Genomic DNA, 19,579 nt, shown 5'->3' on the forward strand with positions numbered 1-19,579 from the left:
AGAGAGGAACGCAGATGAAGCGCAACAGGATCCTCGCGGGAGCGGCCGCCGCGGCCGCGGCCGCGCTCGTCCTCGCCGGCTGCTCCAGCGGGAGCACCGACGACGGAGGCGGCGACGACTCGGGCGACGGCGACCTCACGCCCGTCACCCTGCAGCTGCAATGGCTCACCCAGGCCCAGTTCGGCGGGTACTACCTGGCGAAGGCGAACGGCTACTGGGAGGACCTCGGCCTCGACGTCGAGATCATCCCGGGCGCGGTCGACATCGTCCCGCAGGACGTGCTCGCAGCCGGCGACGTCGACTTCGCGATCGCGTGGGTGCCGAAGGCCCTCGCCTCGATCGAGGCCGGCGCCGGCATCACGAACATCGCCCAGATCTTCGAGCGGTCGGCCACCCTGCAGGTCAGCTGGGCCGACAGCGGCATCACCGGCCCCGAGGACCTCTCGGGCAAGCAGGTCGGCAGCTGGGGCTTCGGCAACGAGTGGGAGCTCTTCGCCGGCCTCACCGAGGCGAACGCGTCGGACTACACGATCGTGCAGCAGAACTTCGACATGAACGCCCTGCTGAACAAGGAGATCGACGCCGCGCAGGCCATGACGTACAACGAGTACGCCCAGCTCCTCGAGGCGGTGAACCCCGAGACCGGCGAGCTCTACCAGCCCGAGGACTTCTCGGTCATCGACTGGAACGAGGTCGGCACGGCCATGCTCCAGGACGCCATCTGGGCCAACACCGAGCGGCTCGCCTCCGACGAGGCGTACGCGGACACCGCGGTGAAGCTCATCCAGGGTGCCATCCTCGGCTGGATCGACCAGCGCGACGACCCGCAGGCCGCCGCCGACGCCGTGACCGCCGCCGGCTCCACGCTCGGCACCAGCCACCAGCTCTGGATGGCGAACGAGATCAACAAGCTGATCTGGCCGTCGACCTCGGGCATCGGCCACATCAACGACGACCAGTGGGCCGCGACGGTGAAGATGGCGCTCGCCACCAAGAACCAGGACGGTGCCCAGGTCATCACGACCGACCCGCCGGACACGGCGTACACGAACGAGTACGTCGACCAGGCCCTCGAGAACCTGAAGGCCGACGGCGTCGACGTGCTGGGCGAGTCGTACGCGCCCACCGAGGTCACCCTCAACGAGGGCGGCAACTAGCGGGAGGGCGCCGGCGGGCGGCATGTCCCAGCCGCCCGCCGGCACCCGAACGTCCGATAGAGAAAGGCAATCCGCAGCATGACCGACATCGACGAGCTCGCCCGCGAGCTCGACCGGGCCCACGTCTTCCACTCGTGGTCGGCCCAGAACCAGGTCTCCTCGCTCGTCGTCGCCTCCGGGCGCGGCGCGCGCGTCTGGGACCACGGCGGCCGGGAGTACCTCGACTTCTCCAGCCAGCTCGTGAACGTCAACATCGGCCACCAGCACCCGGCCGTCATCTCCGCGATCCGCGAGCAGGCGGAGCTGCTCACGACCATCGCCCCCTCGACGGTGAACCTCGCCCGCGGCGAGGCGGCCAAGCGCATCGTGGCGCGGGCCCCCGAGGGCTTCGACAAGGTCTTCTTCACCAACGGCGGCGCCGACGCGAACGAGAACGCGATCCGGATGGCCCGCCTGCACACCGGCCGCGACAAGATCCTCTCGACCTACCGGTCGTACCACGGCAACACCGGGGCGGCGATCGTCTCCACGGGCGACTGGCGTCGCGTGCCGAACGAGTTCGCCCGCGGCCACGTGCACTTCTTCGGCCCCTACCTCTACCGCTCCGAGTTCTGGGCGACGACGCCCGAGCAGGAGTCGGAGCGCGCCCTGCAGCACCTGCGGCGCGTCATCGAGGCCGAGGGTCCGTCGTCGATCGCCGCCGTGCTCCTCGAGACCGTGCCCGGCACGGCCGGCATCCTCGTGCCGCCGCCCGGCTACCTCGCCGGCGTGCGCGAGCTGTGCGACCGGCACGGCATCCTGCTGATCCTCGACGAGGTCATGGCCGGGTTCGGCCGCACCGGGCGCTGGTTCGCGTTCGACGGCTACGACGTCCGCCCCGACCTCATCACCTTCGCCAAGGGCGTGAACTCGGGCTACGTCCCGGTCGGCGGCGTCGTCATCGACGCGCCCATCGCGGCCACGTTCGACGAGCGGGTCTTCCCCGGCGGACTCACCTACTCGGGGCATCCGCTCGCCATGGCGACCATCGTCGCGACGCTCGACGCCATGGAGTCCGAGGGCATCGTCGACCACGCGCGCGAGATCGGCGAATCCGCCATCGGGCCCGCGCTCGCCGACCTGGCCGACCGGCACGCCGTCATCGGCGAGGTGCGCGGCGAGGGCGTCTTCTGGGCGCTCGAACTCGTCGCCGACCCCGAGACGCGCGCGCCGCTGCCCGCCGCGGCGATGGGCCGCATCAAGGGCGCGCTCGTCGAGCGCAACCTCCTGCCGTTCGTGCAGGACAACCGGATCCACGTGGTGCCGCCGTGCGTGGTCACCGCCGAGGAGGTCGCCGAAGCCGTGGCGATCTACGATGAAGTACTGAGCAACGCACTCGAAGGAGAGGGCTGACTCATGAGCCAGACCATTGAGACCACCACCGACTCGACCGCCGAGGCCGAGGAGCTCGCGATCGTCGAGCACTGGATCGGCGGGGCATCCGCCGCCGGTACCGGCGACCGCACCGGACCCGTCTTCGATCCCGCCCGCGGGGTCGTGCAGAAGCGCGTGCGCTTCGCGACCGCCGCCGACGTCGACACCGCCGTGCGGGTCGCGACCGAGGCGCAGCGGGCGTGGGCCGAGGCCTCGATCGCCAAGCGCCAGCAGGTGATGTTCGCGTTCCGCGAGCTGCTGAACGCCCGCAAGGGCGAGCTCGCCGAGATCCTCACGAGCGAGCACGGCAAGGTGCTCGCCGACGCCGGCGGCGAGATCGCCCGCGGCCTCGAGGTCGTCGAGTACGCCTGCGGCATCGCGCAGCTCACGAAGGGCGAGTACTCCGAGAACGCATCGACCGGCGTCGACGTCTACACCGTGCGCCAGCCGCTCGGCGTGGTCGGCATCATCTCGCCGTTCAACTTCCCGGCCATGGTGCCGCTCTGGTTCTTCCCCGTCGCCATCGCGACCGGCAACGCGGTCGTGCTGAAGCCCAGCGAGAAGGACCCGAGCGCGGCGATCTGGATGGCGGAGCTCTTCAAGGAGGCCGGCCTGCCCGACGGCGTCTTCAACGTCGTGCACGGCGACAAGGAGGCCGTCGACGCGGTGCTCGAGCACCCCGGCATCTCGTCGGTCTCGTTCGTCGGCTCGACGCCGATCGCGCAGTACATCTACGAGACCGCGGCCCGCCACGGCAAGCGGGTGCAGGCACTCGGCGGTGCGAAGAACCACATGCTCGTGCTGCCCGACGCCGACCTCGACCTCGTCGCCGACTCGGCCGTGAACGCCGGCTTCGGTTCGGCGGGCGAGCGCTGCATGGCCATCTCGGTCGTGCTCGCGAGCGATGCGATCGCCGACGACCTCGTCGCGAAGGTGAAGGAGCGCATGGCCGGGCTGAAGACCGGCGACGGGCGGCGCTCGTGCGACATGGGCCCGCTCATCACCGAGCAGCACCGCGACAAGGTGGCCACGTACATCGACCAGGCCTCCACCGACGGCGCGACCGTCGTCGTCGACGGCCGTGACGTCGAGGTCGACGGCGACTCGGCCGGGTTCTGGCTCGGGCCGACCCTCATCGACCGGGTGCCGCTCGACTCGACGGTGTACACCGACGAGATCTTCGGCCCGGTGCTGTCGATCGTGCGCGTCGAGGGCTACGAGGAGGGCCTCGGCATCATCAACCGCGGCCGCTACGGCAACGGCACGGCCATCTTCACCAACGACGGCGGTGCCGCCCGGCGCTTCCAGCGCGAGGTGCAGGTCGGCATGGTCGGCGTGAACGTGCCGATCCCGGTGCCGGTCGCCTACCACTCGTTCGGCGGGTGGAAGGCCTCGATGTTCGGCGACGCGAAGGCGTACGGCCCCGCGGCCGTGCAGTTCTTCACCCGCGAGAAGGCGATCACGTCGCGCTGGCTCGACCCGGCGACGCACGGCGGCATCAACCTCGGGTTCCCGCAGCACGACTGACCTGACTCCCGCCGACTGATCTACAGGAGAATGGGCCCTATCCCCCGTGCAAAGGGGGGATAGGGCCCATTCTCCTGTAATTCGGGCGGGCGGTCAGGCGGATGACTCGGGCGAGCGGTCGGGCGGATGACGAGAGGCTAGGGGATTCAGCGCCGCGTGAACGCGGCGATGCGCGCCTGCGCCTCGGGGGTGTCGAACGCCTCCCCGATCGTGCGGGCCTCGTCGTCGAGCGCGTCGGCGAACGAGCGCTCGGCGGCGGCCCGCACGAGGCGCTTGGCCTGCCCGAAGGCGCCGGAGGCGCCGGCGAGCCATCCGTTCGCGATCTCCAGCGCTCGGTCGGCGACCGCGTCGGGCGCGACGACCTCGGTGACGAGCCCCCAGTCGAGCGCTTCGGCGGCCGACAGCCGCCGCGAGGTGAGGGTGAGCTCCAGCGCGCGGCGCTGGCCGACGGCCTCGGGCAGCAGCCAGCTGACGCCGCAGTCGGGCGTGAGGCCGACGTCGGCGTAGCCGCTCTGGAACGCCGCCGCCTCCGACGCGACGATCACGTCGGCGACGAGCATGAACCCGAGGCCGCCGCCGGCGACGATGCCCTGCACCGCGGCGACGATCGGCACGCCGCTGTCGCGGAACGCCCGGTGGCCGGCGTGGATCTCGTCGGCGAGGGCCGTGATCGCGGCGCCGCCCGTCACCGCGCGGCCGGTCGCATCGGCGTCGGCGGCGGTCGCCGCGGCGAGTTCCGACATGGCGCGCAGGTCGCCGCCGGCGCAGAAGGCGCGGCCCGAGGCATCCAGCAGCACGGCGCGCACGTCGTCGCGGCTCGCGACCAGCTCGCCGATCTCGCGCCAGCGCGCGATGGCGGCCGGGTCGACGGCGTTGAGCCGGTCGGGGCGGTTGAGGGTGACCCGGGCGAGGCCGTCGGCGAGGTCGAGGAGGATGGCGTCGTTGCTCACCCTGCGAGCCTAGATGGGCCGGTCGTCGCCCGGGCTCAGTCGACCCGGGTGAGGGCGACGAGCGCCATCGTGCTCGAGTCGCCGCCGAGGCACGTCTGGTAGAGCAGGTCGTGCCCGCGCGGCAGGTCGGCGGTGGTGTGCCGGTCCTGGTCGAGCACCGCGGCGACCCCGTCGACCCGGTACGTGCCGGCGTCGAGGCCGTCGAGCACGACGTACGTGCCGGCGTCGCGCGGGAAGTCCTTCCCCGTGCACGACCAGTGCTCGGCGATGGTCGGCACGCCGTAGGCGCCGGTGAGGTCGACCGATCCGCGGCACTCGTCGAGCTCCGGAGTCCAGCCCGCGGCCCAGACGGTCTCGTGGTACGCGTTCGCGCGGATGCCCGCGAGCCAGGCGTCGCGCTCGCCGATCGCCGCCCGCACGGCGTCGGCGGCGGACGCGGTGTCGGCGATCCGATCGCGCAGCGCCTCGGAAACGTCGTCGACGGCGTCGGATGCCGCGCCCAGCCGGTCGGCGGCGAGGCGGAGCGTGGCCGGATCGGCGATGAGGAGCCCCGGCAGGTCCGCGAGCGGGAGGGCGAGGCCGGCGGTGGCGGCGGCCGGCGCGGCGCCCGAGGCATCCGAGGCATCCGCGGCGACCGCGGCGCCCGAGGCGTCCGCGTCGCCGCCGGCGCCCTCCCCGTCGAGCGTCGTCCGCGCCGTTCCCGCCTCGGCGTCGGCGCTCGCCGTGGCGGTCTCGAGGGATGCCAGTTCCGTCGCGAGCGCCTCGCGCGTCGCCTCGTCGAGCGTGCGCCCCGCGGATTCGGCGTGCAGCGCCCGGCCGTCTTCCGCGGTCTCGCCCGCGGTCGCGAGGTCGGCGTCGAGCCCGTCGAGCGCGGCCGCGAGCGAGGTGCGGGCGGCCGCCAGTTCGGCGGATGCGGCGGCGGTCTCGCCGGCCCGGACCCCGACGAAGGCGGCGCCCGTCAGCACGGCGACGGTCGCGACCGCCGCGATCCCCCCGGCGACGAGGCGTCGTCGCCGCCCCCGACCGGACTGCACCCTCCCATTGTCCCGCACGCCTTCCGCCGCCGCGAGTGACGTGGGATGGGTGCGGCCTACGCCCCGAGGCGCGACGCGCGGGCGACGAGCACGTCGAGCACCGTGCGCACGGCGAGGCGCTGGGCGACGTCGGGCCGCGCCAGCGCGACGATCTGGCGCGCCGACGGCACGCCGCGCAGCGGCTTCAGCACGATGCCGGGCGGCACGGGGCCCGACGTGTGGCGCGGCACGAGCGCGATGCCGAGCCCGGCCTCGATGAACGCCTCCACGATGCGCATGTCGCTGAACCGCTGGGCGATGCGGATGCGCCGACCGCCCTGCTGCTCGACCGCGTGCAGGATCCGCTCGAACGGGAACCCCTCCGGCACGCTCAGCCAGGTCTCGTCGACGAGGTCCTCGGGGGTGACGTGGGCGCGCCCGGCGAGCCGGTGGTCGACGGGAAGCCCGATGTCGAGCGGCTCGGTGAGCAGTGGCACGACGGTGAGGCCGCGCCCGCCCCACGGCAACTGGCCGGGCATGGCGTGGGCGAGCACGATGTCGTGATCGCTGGTGAGGTCGGCGAATCGGTCGAGTTCCGGGTCGAGGTCGGTGGCCCGTACGACGAGTCCGGCGACGGCGGCGAGGTCGGTGAACACGGCGGGGAGCAGGGTCGCGCCGATGGTCGGGAAGGTGAGCAGGCTCACCTCGCCGCCGGGCTGGTTCCGGAAGTCGTCCCACAGGGCGCCCGCCCGTTCGAGGGCGACGGCGACCTCGGTCGCGCTGCGGGCGAGCGCATGCCCGGCACTGGTGAGCTGGATGCCCCGTCCGACGCGCTGCGTGAGGGGCATCCCGGCTTCCTTCTCGAGCACCTTGAGCTGCTGCGAGACCGCCGACGGCGTGCGGCCGGCCGCCTCCGCGACGGCGGTCACGCTGCCGCGTTCGGCGAGTTCCCTGAGCAGGTCGAGGCGGCGCACATCCATGTAGCCACGCTACAACATCCCTGTAGTTCTGTGAGCTTGTGCTGAATGATTTTCAGGTTCACAATAGGAGTGTCGAACCGCGTGGAGATGGGACAGAAGCGCAGTTCGACCACCTCGTCTCTCTTCGAAAGGAAATGCCATGTTCGTCGCCGTCCTCCTCCTGGGCGTGTTGAGCGTCGCAGGCATCATCGGCTCCGTCGTCGTTGTTTCGACCGACGGGTACCGCCGCCAGCCGAAGGAGCAGTTCGCGCTGACCGCCTAGGTCGCGCCAGGGGCATCGCCCCGATCGAAGGGCCGTTGCGCGGGGGAGGGACACCCCGCGGGGCGGCCCTTCGGCATTCCCCGGCCGGCCGGCGAGTGGCTGCGTGCGCTGGAGTGAGGCATCCTCATCACGCATGATCGCGTCGCTCTCGACAATCCGCGCTGGGCGCCGATAGCGTGAGGCGCGGGGGCGCCGGGAGCGACCCCGCAGTCGTGAGGGGGAACGCGATGGCGCATGTGGTGGCGACGGGGGCCGGCAAGGCGATGATGGAGCGTCGGGCCGACCCGACGCACGGGTACATCCTGGAGCTCACCGGCAAGGAACGCCCGCGCGTGCTGTTCGTCGGCACGGCGACCGGCGACGACACCGCCTACATCGTCAGCTTCTACTCGACCTACGACTCCGACCGCTGCGCGCCGCACCACCTGCCGCTGTTCCACCGGGCCGTCGACGACCTCGCCGGGTTCGTGAAGGGCTTCGACGTCATCCACGTCGGCGGCGGCAACACCGCGAACATGCTCGACGTGTGGAAGCGGCAGGGCCTCGACGAGATCCTGCGCGAACGGTGGGAGGACCCGGCGTCGAACGTCGTCTTCACCGGCGGCTCCGCCGGCGGCATCTGCTGGTTCGAGGGCGGCACCACCGACAGCTACGGCCCGACCCTCCAGGTGCTGCCCGAGGGACTCGGGTTCCTGGAGGGCAGCTTCTGCCCGCACTACGACGCCGAGGACCAGCGCCAGCCGCTGTTCCACCGGGCGCTGCTCGACGGCGACCTCTCGACCGGCTACGCCGTCGGCAACCTGCAGTCGCTGCACTTCACGAACGCCGGAGGTGCCGCTCCGGAGTTCGTCACCGCGATCAGCCCGGTCGAGGATCCGCTCGCACTCCGCGTCGAGGCGGTCGACGGCCGCATCGTCGAGACCCCCCTGCCGGCGAAGGTGCTCGCGAGTACCGGCCCCATCGTGAAGGGGCCGTCGTCGTGAACGACAACGTCTGGATCCTCGTCCTCCAGCTCCTGGTGGTCGTCGCGGCCATCTACATGGGCACGCGCACCAGCGGCATCGGCCTCGGCGTCTGGGGTCTCGTCGGCGTCGCCGCGCTCGTGTTCCTCTTCCCCGGGACGACGCTCGGCAGCCCGCCGGTCGATGCGGTGTTCATCGTCATCACCGTGATCACGGCCGCGTCGGTCATGCAGGCCGCGGGCGGCATCGACTGGATGGTCTCGGTCGCCGCGAAGGCGATCCGGTCCAGGCCGAAGTCGGTCGTCTTCCTCGCGCCGGCGATGTCGTTCCTCTTCACCGTCGGCGCCGGCACCGGCAACATCTTCTACCCGCTGCTGCCGGTCATCTACGACGTGTCGTACCAGCAGAAGATCCGGCCCGAACGGGCGCTGTCGGTCTCGGCGGTCGCCTCCCAGGTCGGCATCCTCTGCTCGCCGGTGTCGGCCGCGACGGCCTCGATGGTGGTGCTGCTCGCTCCGCAGGGCGTCGACCTCGGCAAGCTGCTGCTCATCATGTGGCCGGCCTCGATCATCGGCCTCGCGGTCGCGTCCTTCGTGATGGTGCGGCACGGCAAGGAGCTCGAGGACGACCCCGAGTTCCAGGCGCGGCTCGCCTCGGGGCAGGTGAAGCCCCCGGTCGAGGACGCCCACGAGAAGAAGCTGCCGCGCAGCGCGGTGCTCTCCGCGTCGCTGTTCCTCGGCGGCGTCGTGCTGATCGTGCTGTTCGGCCTCTTCGAGGGCCTGCGCCCGGTCATCGGCACGGACGCCGACGGCAACCCGGAGACGATGTCGATCGCCGCGATCATCGAGGTCCTCATGGGCGTGATCGCGGCACTCATCTTCGTCCTCTGCAAGGTCAAGGCGTCGGATGTCCCGAAGCAGTCGACCTTCCCCGCCGGCATCGTCGGCGCGATCGCCCTGTTCGGCATCGCGTGGCTCGCGAACACGTTCGTCGCGAACAACAACACCCTCATCGTGGACGGACTCGGGGCCCTGGTTTCTGGCTCGAGCGCGTTCCTCGGCGCGGTGCTGTTCGCGCTGGCCCTGTTCCTCGTCGCCATGCTGACGACCAGCCAGTCGTCGGCGACGAACGCGATCGTGCCGATCGGCATCACGATCGGCCTGCCGGCCTCGCTGCTCGTCGGCCTCTGGCCGGCCGCGATGGGCATCTACACGCTGCCCGCCAACGGCAGCCAGGTCGCCACGGTCGCGTTCGACCAGACGGGCTCCACGAAGATGGGCAAGTTCGTCGTCGACCACTCGTTCCAGCTGCCGAACCTCGTCTACATCATCGTGGCGATCATCATCGGCGTGATCCTGTCGTTCGTCATCGTCTGAGTCAGGTCCCGCGATGCCCGCGACGCCAGCCGCCCAGCTCGACACGGCCGCCCTCCGCCAGTTCATCCTGGGACTGGCGGAGGGGATGATCGCGGCCGAGGACTCGGTCGACTACATCCACGAGACGCTCGGGCAGGTCGCGCGGGCCTACGGCGCCGACGACGTCGAGTTCGTGATCCTGCCGACGCTGATCCTCGTGGAGACCGGCTCCGGGGAGACCGAGCGGCTGGCGCTGCGCACGAGCCGGCCGGGCGGGCTGCGCTTCGACCAGATCGCGGCCCTGTACGACCTCATCGAGCAGGCTCGGTCGGGCTCGATCGACCCGCGCGACGGCATCGGCCGGCTGAATGAGATCGGCGCTTCGCGCCCGCGTCACGGCTGGGTGGTGCGGGTCCTCGGCCATGCGCTGCTCACGGCGGGGCTCTCGCTGCTGCTCGCCCCGACCTGGGAGGGCGTCCTCATCGCGTTCGGCCTGGGTGCGGTCCTCGGCCTCGCGAAGCTGATCCGATCGCCGACCCTGCAACTCGTCTTCCCGGTCGTCGCGGCGTTCGTCTCCGGCGTCGTGGTGTTCCTGCTCGCGCCGCACGTGCCGATGGGCGACCCGGTGCGGCTCATGATCGCGCCGCTGGCGACCTTCCTGCCCGGCGGCGTGCTCACGACCGCGACCATGGAGCTCGCCGCGCGCCAGATGGTCGCGGGGTCCTCCCGCCTCGTCACCGGCCTGGTGCAGCTCGGCCTGCTGTCGTTCGGCATCATCGCGGCGGGCACCGTCGTCGGCGTGGCATCCACGACCTACGTCCCCCTCGTGACCACCGAGGGCTTCCCGTGGTGGACGGCGGTGCTCGGCGTGCTGCTGTTCGCGGTCGGCAACTTCCTGCACTTCTCGGCGCCCGGACGCACGTTCGGGTGGATCCTCCTCGTCCTCCTCGTCGCGTACGCCGGCCAGTCCATCGGCAGCGTGCTCGTCGGGGCGACGATCAGCGGCTTCGTCGGCGCCGCCGTGATGACGCCGCTCGTGCTCTGGATCGGGACGCTGAAGCACGGTGCGCCCACGCAGCTGACGTTCCTCCCCGCGTTCTGGCTGCTGGTGCCGGGTGCCGCGGGCCTGGTCGGGCTGACCGAGGCGGTGGGGAGCGGAGCCAGCCTCGAGGACTTCGCCGACGCGCTCACCTCGATCATGTCGATCGCGCTCGGCGTGCTCATCGGCACCGCCGTCTACCGCTTCGCGAAGCATGGCGCGGCCGAGGTCGCGAGCTTCCACATCGACGTCCCGGCGCTGCGCGAGGAGGAGGAGCCGCCGCTCTGGGCGCGCTTCGTTCCGGGCACGCCACGCTCGTTCTGGGGGCGGGCCCGCCGCGAGGCATCCACTTCCCCTTCAGAGGACGACAACTAAACTCGTCCCGTGACTCCCGCAGCGCCTCAGGATGCCGCCGCCGACGTGCGCCGTCGCCTCATCGACCACATCTCCGCCGACGCCGTGTTCCACGGCGACTTCACGCTCACGAGCGGCAAGCAGGCGTCGTACTACGTCGACCTCCGCAAGGTCAGCCTCGACCACCGCGTCGCGCCGCTGATCGGGCAGGTCATGCTCGACCTCATCGCCGACGTGCCCGACGTCGCCGCCGTGGGCGGCATGACGATGGGCGCCGACCCGATCGCCACCGCCGTGCTGCACCAGGGCGCCGCCCGAGGGCTCGCCTACGACGCGTTCGTCGTGCGCAAGGAGCCGAAGGACCACGGCCGCGGCCGCCAGGTGGAGGGCCCCGACGTGGCGGGCAAGCGCGTCATCGTGCTCGAGGACACGTCGACCACCGGCGGTTCCCCGCTGAAGGCCATCGAGGCGCTGCGCAAGGCGGGGGCCGAGATCGCCGCCGTCGCCGTCGTCGTCGATCGCAACACGGGGGCCCGCGAGGTCATCGAGGCGGAGGGCGTGCCCTACCTGTACGCCATCGGGCTGGAAGACCTGGGGCTCGCCTGATGGCCGGGCACGGCGGCCGCGGCGACGCGGACGACGCGTTCGAGCTGGACGGAGCCGATTGGATGCTCCGCCAGCTCGGGGGCGGCGCTCCGTCGAGGCCGCCCGTGCCCGAAGCCGACCCGTTCCCGACGGCGATGCAGCCCGTGCTGCCGCCCGCCGCGCCGGTGCAGCCGGCGACCCCGGCACCCCGCTACGAGGAGGTGTCGGACTGGTTCTCGCTCGCCGACGCCGCGCCGGCGGCGCCCGCGACCCCGCCCGCCCCGGTGACCCCGCAGCCGGTCGTCCCGCCCGCGGCATCGCCGTGGGCCTCCGCGCCGGAGCCGGTCGCGGCGGAGCCCGCCGTGCCGGATCCCCCGACCTGGACGCCCCCGCGCGCCTGGAGCGAGCCCGCGCCGCAGGTCCCCTCCTGGGAGTCCGGTGCGGAGGCGTTCGCCGCCACGCCCGCCTGGGAGCCGTCGGCCCCGACGCCGACCGTGCCGATGCCGGTCGCACCGTCCGATCCCTGGCAGGCCGCCGCGCCGCCGGCCGCGCCCGTGCCGCCGGTCGCCCCGGTGCCTCCGGGCCCCGTGACGCCGCCCGCGTCGTTCGCCCTCACCTGGGGCGAGCAGCCGCTCGACTCGGAGGAGGCGCTCCGCGCCGCGTTCCGGCGGCTGTCCGGCCCCGAGACGGAGGCTGCTTCGTCCGGCGCCGAGGAGCCGGCCCCGTGGGCTGAGACCCAGCGCGCCGAGGCCCAGCCGGCCGAGGTGCCGCCGGTCGACGTGCCGGCGGTCGACGTGCCGCTCCAGGGCGGCTGGGATGCCGCGCCCGCCGCGTTCCCGTCGGATGCCTCGCTCGAGCCGGCGCCGTCGCCGGAGCCGGGCGCGGACGAGGCGGAGTCGCTCTTCGCCGGGTTCACCCCGCCGCCCGTCGCGCGGAGCTCGTTCACCCCGCTGCCCGAGGCGGGGTCCGCCGCGTCGCCGCGCGACCTCGAGGCCGAGCTGTGGTCGGCGTTCGCCGAATCGGCGACGCCCGAGGCCGCACCGGCGGCCTGGACGCCGGAGCCGGTCGCCTGGGCGCCCGAGCCCGCTGCGTGGACGCCGGAGCCCGCGGTGCCCGCGGCGGAGCCGCCCGTCTGGGAGCAGCCGGTCGCCGCGGCCGAGCCTCCGGCGTGGGAGCAGCCTGCCGCGGTGGCGGAGCCGCCGGTGTGGGAGCAGCCTGCTGCGGCTGCCGAGCCGCCGGTGTGGGAGCAGCCCGTGTGGGAGCAGCCTGTTGCGGCTGCGGAGCCGCCGGTGTGGGAGCAGCCCGCTTGGGAGCAGCCCGTTGCGGCTGCGGAGCCCCCGGTGTGGGAGCAGCCCGTCGCGGCCGCGGAGTCGCCGACGTGGGCATCCGCGCCGGAGCCCGCGTGGCAGCCGGCCGCCTGGGAGCCCGAGCCCGCGGCCGCTGCGCCGGACCAGTTCGCCTCCGAGCCGGAGCCGGTCGCATACGCCGCCGAGCCGGTCGCCGACCTCGGTTCGGCCACGCCGCCGACCGCACCGCTGCCCGCCTTCGACGAGGACCCGGCCTTCCCGTTCATCGAGGTCCGCGGGCCGAGTGGCGTCCCCGTCGCCGAGCCGGCGTACCCGGTGGCCGACCCGTCGCCGGTGCGCGACGACGGTCGGGGCTGGTCGATGCAGGCGGCAGACCGTCCGCCGTTCCCCGCCTGGGCGATCGCCGACGGCGGCGACGAGCCCGAACCCGAACCCGACGCGCCGAGCCCGGTCGACGACCTGCTCGCCGCCCTGGGCAGCGGCACCGCGCGTCCCGCCGCTCCGCCGGCGCCCGTCGACGTCCCCGGTGCCGATGGCCCGGGTGCCGGCGGCTTCGGCTCGGGGACGGCCCGCGTCCGCCGGCATCCGACGACGACTTCGGGGCGCTCGGGCTGGGCTCCGACGACGATGACGACGACGCGTACGACGACGACGAGCGGCCCGCCGGCGGGTTCCGCGGCCTGTTCGGCCGCCGCGAGTCGGAGCGTGGCGACGAGTCCGCGTCGACCGAGGATTCCACGGTCGCCCGGGAGCTCGAGGAGACCGGCTACTTCTGGAACCTGACGCCCGATCCGACCGGCGTCGATCCCAAGGTCGCGGGCGGGGCGGCCGGAGCGGGCTCCGCCGCGGCCGCTGCCGCTGCCGCCGCGGCTGCCGCGCCCGAGACGCCGGCCTGGACGCCGGCCTGGACGCCGGCCGCCGAGGCCGCCGAGGCCGACGAACCGGCCTGGACGCCGGCGAACGAGCCGTGGTCGCTCGACGCGCACGACGAGGCCGGCGAGGAGCCGTCCGCAGGGCCCGAGACCTGGTCGCCCGACGTCGACCCGTGGACGCCCGACCCCGCGGCCTGGGCTCCGGCCTCCGAGCCGCAGCCCGAGGCGGCGCACGGCGTCGACGACCCCGGATTCGACGACTGGTTCCGCGAGGAGCCCACCGCGACGGCTCCGCTCGCGCCCGCATCCGACGGCTCGGTCGACGGCGCGGCGTGGTTCGCGGCCGCGGCCGCCGGGGGTGCGGCGGGTGCCGCCGGCGCGGCGGCGGCAGGCTCCGGCGCGGCGGCGGCAGGCTCCGGCGCCGCGGGCGCCGGCGACTTCGCCACCCGCGCCTATCCGGCCGGCCCGGCGGTGCCCGGCGGCACCGGTGGTCCGGGCTCCGGCGGGAACGGCCCCGTCGGCGGCGGTGGCAGCGGGGGCTCTGGCGGCTCGGGCGGATCCACGCCCGGCGGCTCCGGCAGCGGCGGCAACCGCACCACGAAGACCCTGCTCTGGGTGGCCGGCGGCCTGGTCGCCCTGCTCGTGCTCGCGGGCCTCTTCTTCCTCGGCACGCGCCTCATCGCCCCCGCTCCGGCGGCGTCGACGCCGTCGGCGAGCGAGACCCAGTCCGACACCCCGACCCCGACGCCCGAGCCCACGGCTCCGCAGCCGCCCGGCGTGCACGGCTGGGACACGCTGTTCGGCGGCGAGTGCGTCGAGCCCTTCACCGACGCGTGGGCGATGGAGTACACCGTGGTCGACTGCGCGCAGCCGCACGCGGCGCAGCTCGTCTACCGCGGTACGTTCTCGACCGACCCGGCCGCGCCCTTCCCCGGCGAGGCCGAGCTCGCGGGCCAGATCACCGGTCTCTGCACCGCGGCCGGCGTGGTCGACGTGCAGGCGGCGGTCGGGCTCAGCGACCTCGTCGTGCAGGGCTCGTTCCCCGTGACCGAGGAGCAGTGGACGGCGGGGCAGCGGCACTACTACTGCTTCGTGAACCGCTCGAGCGGCGAGGCGCTCACCGGCAGCCTGCAGGGCCCGGGCCCGGCCGTATGACGTCATCGCGCCGCGGAGCGGTCGTCGTGATCGGCTCGCTCAACGTCGACACGACGACGTACGTGCGGGAGTTCCCGGCGCCCGGCGAGACGATCGCGGCCCACGGCCTGCGCGTCGCGCTCGGCGGCAAGGGGACGAACCAGGCCGTCGCCGCGCACCGGTTCGGTGCGGACGTCGCGCTCATCGCGCGCGTCGGCGCCGACGCCGCCGCCGGACTCGCCCGCGACACGCTCGCCGGGTTCGGGCTCGTCCTCGACGGCATCGCCGAGGTGGCGGATGCCCCGACCGGCGCCGCGGCGATCACGGTCGCCGACTCCGGCGAGAACACCGTCATCGTCGTGGCCGGCGCGAACGAGCGGCTCGGGCCTGCGGCCGTCGATGCCGAGCGGGCGCGCGTCGCCGAGGCCGATGTCGCCCTCACGCAGGGCGAGGTGCCCGTCGCCACGATCGAGCGGCTCGCCGCGGTCGGCGACGAGGCCGGCACCCGGTTCGTGCTGAACCTCGCGCCGCCGGTCGACCTCGCCGCCGGCGCGATCGCCGTCGCCGACCCGCTCGTCGTGAACGAGCACGAGGCGCGCACGGTCGGCATCGCACCCGCCCCCGCGGCGGGCGACGCGACGCAGGGGAACGGCGCGGATGCCTCGTCCGCGACGGAACCCGACGGCGATGCGACCCGGGCCGCCTGGCTCGACGCGACCCGTGCCGTCGTCGCGGCCGGCCTCGCACGGTCGGTCGTCGTGACCCTCGGCGGCGCCGGCGCCGTCGCCGCGTCCGCCGACGGCGGGTGGGCGGAGGCGGCGCCGCGCGTCACCCCGGTCGACACCACCGGCGCCGGCGACGGCTTCACCGGCACCCTCGCGGCGGCCCTCGCCGAGGGGCGCCCGCTCGACGAGGCGGTGCGCATCGCCATCGCCGCCGGAGCGCTCGCCGTGCAGGCCCGCGGCACCGTCGACTCGTACGCGACCCGGGACGCCGTGCTGGCGCTGGCCGGGGCATCCGATCGGCCATCGGGCGCGCAAGGCGACGACGCGTGAGCCTCCCCGTCATCCTCGACTGCGACCCGGGCCACGACGACGTCTTCGCGCTGTGGTTCGGGGCGGGGCATCCGGCGCTCGACCTGCGGGCGGTGACGACCGTCGGCGGCAACGTGCCGCTCGAGTTCACCCAGTACAACGCGCGCGTCGCGCTCACCGTCGCCGGCGTGCTCGACGTGCCGGTCGCGGCCGGGGCCTCCGGTCCGCTCGAGCGCGTGCTGCAGACCGCGGAGTGGATCCACGGCGCGAACGGGCTCGGCGGCCCCGAGCTGCCCGAGCCCGAGGTGCCGCTCGACGCGCGCAGCGCGACCGAGCTCATGGCCGACACGCTGCTCGAGGCATCCGAACCCGTCGCGATCGTGGCGACCGGCCCGATCACGAACGTGGCCGTGCTGCTGCGGGACCGGCCCGACCTGGTCGGCCGGATCCGCGAGGTCGTCTGGATGGGCGGATCGACCGAGCGCGGCAACGCGACGCCGTACGCCGAGTTCAACGCGCTCGTCGACCCCGAGGCGCTGGACCTCGTCGTGCGCAGCGGCGTGCCGTTCACGATGGTCGGGCTGAACGTCACCCACACGGCGCTCGTGACGACCGAGGTGCGCGAGCGGGTCGTCGCGCTGGGCAGCCGCACCGGCGCCTTCGGCGACGAGCTGTTCGAGTTCTTCTGCCGCACCAACCACGAGGTGTTCGGCATGCCCGAGGGGCCGCTGCACGACCCGGTCGCGGTCGCCGTGCTCGCCGACCCCGGCTGCGTTCGGACCGTGCGCACCCGCCTCGACATCGAGCTCGCCGGCACCGAGACCGCCGGTGCGACGAGCGTCGACTTCGACGGCATGCTCGACCGCGAGGCGAACGCCGACATCGCGGTCGGGCTCGACGTGCCGCGGTTCTGGGACGCGCTGGAACTGGCGCTCACCCGGCTCGCCTGAGGGGCGCGCGGCGGTGCGGGGCTTCCGCGCCTGCGCCGGACGTCCCGATCGCGCGCGGCGACGGAGCCGGGCGGAGTAGCCTCCGGATCACGGAGGTGTCGCCATGGACTGGACGTTCTGGGCCGGAATCGTCGTGATCGGTGCCGTCTGGGCGGTCACGCAATGGGTCTTCTCGCACCGCAAGCACTCCGAGGACGTGCGCGGCCGCAGCCGGGAGCAGGCGGACGCCATCCTCGACGTCGAGCGCCAGGCGGAGCAGGCGAAGCACTGGCCGGGGCTCGGGGGCTGATCCGCGACGCCGGCGCGAGACCCGTCCCGGCCCGGATGAGGGTAGCGTCGGTCGGGTGAGCGGTCACCCGAATCCCGGCGCCTCCGACCCGTCCGCAGCGGCGCGGAACCAGCTCGCCGGCCTGATCGGCGACGCCGGGCTGCTGCGCGACTGGGCCCACGCGCGCGGCGTGCTCGACGGCGGAGCCGCGCGGCCGGCCGCCGTGCTCATCCTCTTCGGCGTGCTCGACGGGCTCCCCGCCGGGCACGAGGCGCAGGCCGCGGCGGTCTCGCGGGACCTGGACGTGCTGCTGCTCGAGCGCGCTGCGACGCTGCGCTCGCACGCCGGCCAGGTCGCGTTCCCGGGCGGGCGGGTCGATCCCGGCGATGCGAGCACCGTCGCGGCGGCGCTGCGCGAGGCGCGCGAGGAGACCGGCCTCGACCCGACCGGCGTGGAGGTGCTCGGGGAGCTCGCCCGGCTGCCCGTGCCGAACTCGGGCCACCTGGTCACGCCGGTGCTCGCCTGGTGGTCGCGGCCCACGCCCGTGGGCGTGGTGGACCCGGCCGAGTCGACGCACGTGTTCCGCACGCCGGTCGCCGACCTGCTCGACCCGGTGCACCGCTACACCACCGTGCTGCGGCGCGACGGCCACGAGTGGCGCGGGCCGGGGTGGCTCGTGACGGTCGCCGGCGTCGAGCACCTCGTGTGGGGGTTCACGGCGGGCATCCTCGACGCGATGTTCGACACGCTCGGCTGGGCCGAGCCGTGGGACCGCGACCGCGAGCTGGTGCTCGGCCACGGGGTCGGGCTGCCCTAGTCGGGCGCCCCGCCCCGATGGCCGGCCGGCGCGTCCGGCCGTGTGCCCTGCTCGACCGATCGGATGGCCGCGGCCAGGCGGGCGACGGCCGCATCGACGAGGGCGTCCGAGAGGTTGCCGTACCCGAGGATGAGCGAGTCGCGCCCTCCGCCTCGCGCCGGGGCCGAGACGCGGTATCGGGCGAGGTCGGACACGCCGACCTCGAGGTCGGCGGCCGCCCGTCGTACGGCACGGCCCGACACGCCGTCCGGCAGTTCGAGGGCGGCGTGCATGCCGGCGGCGATCCCCGACACCGCGAGGTCGGGCAGGTCGCGCGCGAGCGCGTCGAGCAGGGCCGCCCGCCGGCGACGGAATCGTCCGCGCGCGGCGCGCAGGTGGCGTTCCAGGTCGCCCGAGACGATGAACTGCCGGAGCGCGAGCTGGTCGAGCACCGACGGCCGGGCGAGCTCGGGGAGCGGCATCCGATGCCGGAGCGACGCCGGCATGACCGACCACCCGATGCCCAACGCGGGCGCCACGGACTTCGAGAGCGACCCCAGGAGGACGACGCGGTCGGGGGCGAGTCCCTGGAGTGCGGCGATCGGGCGGCGGTCGTAGCGGAACTCGGCGTCGTAGTCGTCCTCGATGACGACGCCGTCGACCGCGCGGGCCCACCGCACGATGGCGTCGCGCCGTGCCGACGACAGCGCCGTGCCGACCGGGAACTGGTGGGCGGGGGTGACGAGCGCCGCACGGGTGCCGGTGCGGGCGGATGCCTCGACGAGCCGGTCGACGTCGATGCCCTCGCCGTCGACCGGCACCGGGACGGGGGTGAGCCCGGCGGAGGCGGCGAGGTCACGGAGCCGGTCCCAGCTCGGGTCCTCGACGAGGAGGCTGCGGTGGCCCGCGGCGCGCAGCCCGGCGACGACGGCTCGCATGCCGTCGGTCGCTCCATGCGTGAGCACGACGTCGTCGGGTGAGACCACGGCTCGGCGCGACCGTGCGAGGTACCCGGCCACCGCCGTCCGCGCGAGCGGATGCCCCAGCGGGTCGAGCACCACGAGCTCGGAGTCGGGCGCGTGGTCGAGCGCGCGGCGCATCGCATCGACCCATCGCGCGCGGGGGACGTGGCGGAGGTCGGGGACCCCGGGGCCGAGGTCGAACCTCGGACGGCGGTACTCGCCTCTGAGCGGCGGTGCGGAGCCGGCGCGATCGGCCGCCGGGGCATCGATCGTCCCGACCGTCGCCGGCGCCCCGGCCACCGCGGCCGGCCGCGGCGTCGCGTGCAGCGGCACCCTCGTGCCCGACCCGACGACGGCCTCGAGGAATCCCTCGGCGACGAGCTGGCCATAGGCCTCGGTGACGACCCATCGTGAGACGCCGAGGGTCTCGGCGAGCAAGCGGCTCGGCGGCAGCGCGGATCCGGGAGGCACGATGCCCGCGTGCACGGCGTCGCGGATGCTCCGCTCGAGGCGGTCGCGCAGCGGACCAGGTCCGTCGCCGAGCGGCAGGAGCGTCTCCCACGCCAGGGTGGTGCCGCCGCGCGGTCGGTCCCCCGGGGTCATCGGCGCTCCCTCCTCGACCTGAATCGGTCTGGCCTGCATGGCTCGGATTGGAGTGT

19 protein-coding genes are annotated in these 19,579 nt (G+C 74.1%); 14 read left to right on the plus strand and 5 right to left on the minus strand.

The genetic code is table 11. The annotated features are described in order from the left end of the window. Positions 1–14: 14 nt before the first annotated feature. The 3 genes from ACGGZK_RS05240 (at position 15) to ACGGZK_RS05250 (ending at position 4,097) form a co-directional block, all read left to right on the plus strand. Entirely contained in the window at positions 15–1,157 is a 1,143-nt protein-coding gene (locus ACGGZK_RS05240) for an ABC transporter substrate-binding protein (RefSeq protein WP_395245208.1), read from the plus strand. 78 nt (positions 1,158–1,235) lie between these two features. Continuing rightward, on the plus strand, positions 1,236–2,549 hold the full coding sequence (locus tag ACGGZK_RS05245; RefSeq protein ID WP_395245209.1) for an aspartate aminotransferase family protein: 1,314 nt from the start codon (positions 1,236–1,238) through the stop codon (positions 2,547–2,549). A 3-nt stretch (positions 2,550–2,552) separates the two neighbouring features. After that, positions 2,553–4,097, plus strand: coding sequence for a CoA-acylating methylmalonate-semialdehyde dehydrogenase (locus ACGGZK_RS05250; RefSeq protein ID WP_395245210.1), 1,545 nt, complete (start codon positions 2,553–2,555; stop codon positions 4,095–4,097). A 146-nt stretch (positions 4,098–4,243) separates the two neighbouring features. Here ACGGZK_RS05250 and ACGGZK_RS05255 read toward each other — a convergent pair whose 3' ends face one another. The 3 genes from ACGGZK_RS05255 to ACGGZK_RS05265 are packed head-to-tail and all read right to left on the minus strand — an operon-like array spanning position 4,244 to position 7,040. After that, complete coding sequence (locus ACGGZK_RS05255) at positions 4,244–5,047, minus strand: enoyl-CoA hydratase/isomerase family protein (protein ID WP_395245211.1); 804 nt, start codon at positions 5,045–5,047, stop codon at positions 4,244–4,246. A 35-nt stretch (positions 5,048–5,082) separates the two neighbouring features. Next, a complete protein-coding gene (locus ACGGZK_RS05260) occupies positions 5,083–6,081 on the minus strand; it encodes a hypothetical protein (protein WP_395245212.1) in 999 nt (332 codons plus the stop codon). Between the two features lie 56 nt (positions 6,082–6,137). Further along, positions 6,138–7,040, minus strand: coding sequence for a LysR family transcriptional regulator (locus ACGGZK_RS05265; protein ID WP_395245213.1), 903 nt, complete (start codon positions 7,038–7,040; stop codon positions 6,138–6,140). A gap of 139 nt (positions 7,041–7,179) precedes the next feature. On the opposite strand from ACGGZK_RS05265, the gene ACGGZK_RS05270 reads away from it, so the two are divergent. The 6 genes from ACGGZK_RS05270 (at position 7,180) to ACGGZK_RS05295 (ending at position 13,687) form a co-directional block, all read left to right on the plus strand. Continuing rightward, positions 7,180–7,302: a hypothetical protein gene (locus ACGGZK_RS05270; RefSeq protein ID WP_395245214.1), complete on the plus strand. Its 123-nt coding sequence runs from the start codon at positions 7,180–7,182 to the stop codon at positions 7,300–7,302. A 227-nt stretch (positions 7,303–7,529) separates the two neighbouring features. Then, positions 7,530–8,285, plus strand: coding sequence for a Type 1 glutamine amidotransferase-like domain-containing protein (locus tag ACGGZK_RS05275; protein ID WP_395245215.1), 756 nt, complete (start codon positions 7,530–7,532; stop codon positions 8,283–8,285). Beyond that, on the plus strand, positions 8,282–9,640 hold the full coding sequence (locus ACGGZK_RS05280; RefSeq protein ID WP_395245216.1) for an anaerobic C4-dicarboxylate transporter family protein: 1,359 nt from the start codon (positions 8,282–8,284) through the stop codon (positions 9,638–9,640). The genes ACGGZK_RS05275 and ACGGZK_RS05280 overlap by 4 nt, the downstream gene beginning before the upstream one ends. Before the next feature lie 13 nt (positions 9,641–9,653). Then, a complete protein-coding gene (locus tag ACGGZK_RS05285) occupies positions 9,654–11,033 on the plus strand; it encodes a threonine/serine exporter ThrE family protein (RefSeq protein ID WP_395245217.1) in 1,380 nt (459 codons plus the stop codon). 9 nt (positions 11,034–11,042) lie between these two features. After that, positions 11,043–11,618 (plus strand): orotate phosphoribosyltransferase, encoded by a 576-nt coding sequence (gene pyrE, locus ACGGZK_RS05290; protein WP_395245218.1) that lies wholly within the window; start codon positions 11,043–11,045, stop codon positions 11,616–11,618. Beyond that, positions 11,618–13,687, plus strand: a complete 2,070-nt coding sequence (locus ACGGZK_RS05295; RefSeq protein ID WP_395245219.1) for a hypothetical protein — start codon at positions 11,618–11,620, stop codon at positions 13,685–13,687. Before pyrE ends, ACGGZK_RS05295 begins: the two co-directional genes overlap by 1 nt. Here ACGGZK_RS05295 and ACGGZK_RS05300 read toward each other — a convergent pair. Continuing rightward, positions 13,671–14,222 carry a hypothetical protein gene (locus tag ACGGZK_RS05300; RefSeq protein ID WP_395245220.1) on the minus strand — a complete coding sequence of 184 codons (552 nt, stop codon included), beginning with the start codon at positions 14,220–14,222 and terminating at the stop codon, positions 13,671–13,673. The two genes, ACGGZK_RS05295 and ACGGZK_RS05300, sit on opposite strands and share 17 nt — an antisense overlap. 25 nt (positions 14,223–14,247) lie before the next feature. On the opposite strand from ACGGZK_RS05300, the gene ACGGZK_RS05305 reads away from it, so the two are divergent. The 5 genes from ACGGZK_RS05305 to ACGGZK_RS05325 all read left to right on the plus strand — a co-directional run bounded on the left by ACGGZK_RS05305 (position 14,248) and on the right by ACGGZK_RS05325 (position 17,979). Next, positions 14,248–14,931: a septum formation family protein gene (locus ACGGZK_RS05305; protein WP_395245221.1), complete on the plus strand. Its 684-nt coding sequence runs from the start codon at positions 14,248–14,250 to the stop codon at positions 14,929–14,931. Between the two features lie 26 nt (positions 14,932–14,957). After that, complete coding sequence (locus ACGGZK_RS05310; RefSeq protein WP_395245222.1) at positions 14,958–15,965, plus strand: ribokinase; 1,008 nt, start codon at positions 14,958–14,960, stop codon at positions 15,963–15,965. Beyond that, entirely contained in the window at positions 15,962–16,894 is a 933-nt protein-coding gene (locus ACGGZK_RS05315; protein WP_395245223.1) for a nucleoside hydrolase, read from the plus strand. The genes ACGGZK_RS05310 and ACGGZK_RS05315 overlap by 4 nt, the downstream gene beginning before the upstream one ends. Positions 16,895–16,997: 103 nt before the next feature. Beyond that, positions 16,998–17,183: a hypothetical protein gene (locus ACGGZK_RS05320; RefSeq protein WP_395245224.1), complete on the plus strand. Its 186-nt coding sequence runs from the start codon at positions 16,998–17,000 to the stop codon at positions 17,181–17,183. Positions 17,184–17,238: 55 nt separating this feature from the next. Further along, positions 17,239–17,979 carry an NUDIX hydrolase gene (locus tag ACGGZK_RS05325; RefSeq protein ID WP_395245225.1) on the plus strand — a complete coding sequence of 247 codons (741 nt, stop codon included), beginning with the start codon at positions 17,239–17,241 and terminating at the stop codon, positions 17,977–17,979. Here ACGGZK_RS05325 and ACGGZK_RS05330 read toward each other — a convergent pair. Beyond that, positions 17,976–19,523, minus strand: coding sequence for a PLP-dependent aminotransferase family protein (locus ACGGZK_RS05330; RefSeq protein WP_395245226.1), 1,548 nt, complete (start codon positions 19,521–19,523; stop codon positions 17,976–17,978). The genes ACGGZK_RS05325 and ACGGZK_RS05330 overlap by 4 nt on opposite strands. Positions 19,524–19,579 lie beyond the last annotated feature (56 nt).

The sequence above is a fragment of the Agromyces sp. MMS24-K17 genome (assembly GCF_043950245.1).
GTDB lineage: Bacteria > Actinomycetota > Actinomycetes > Actinomycetales > Microbacteriaceae > Agromyces.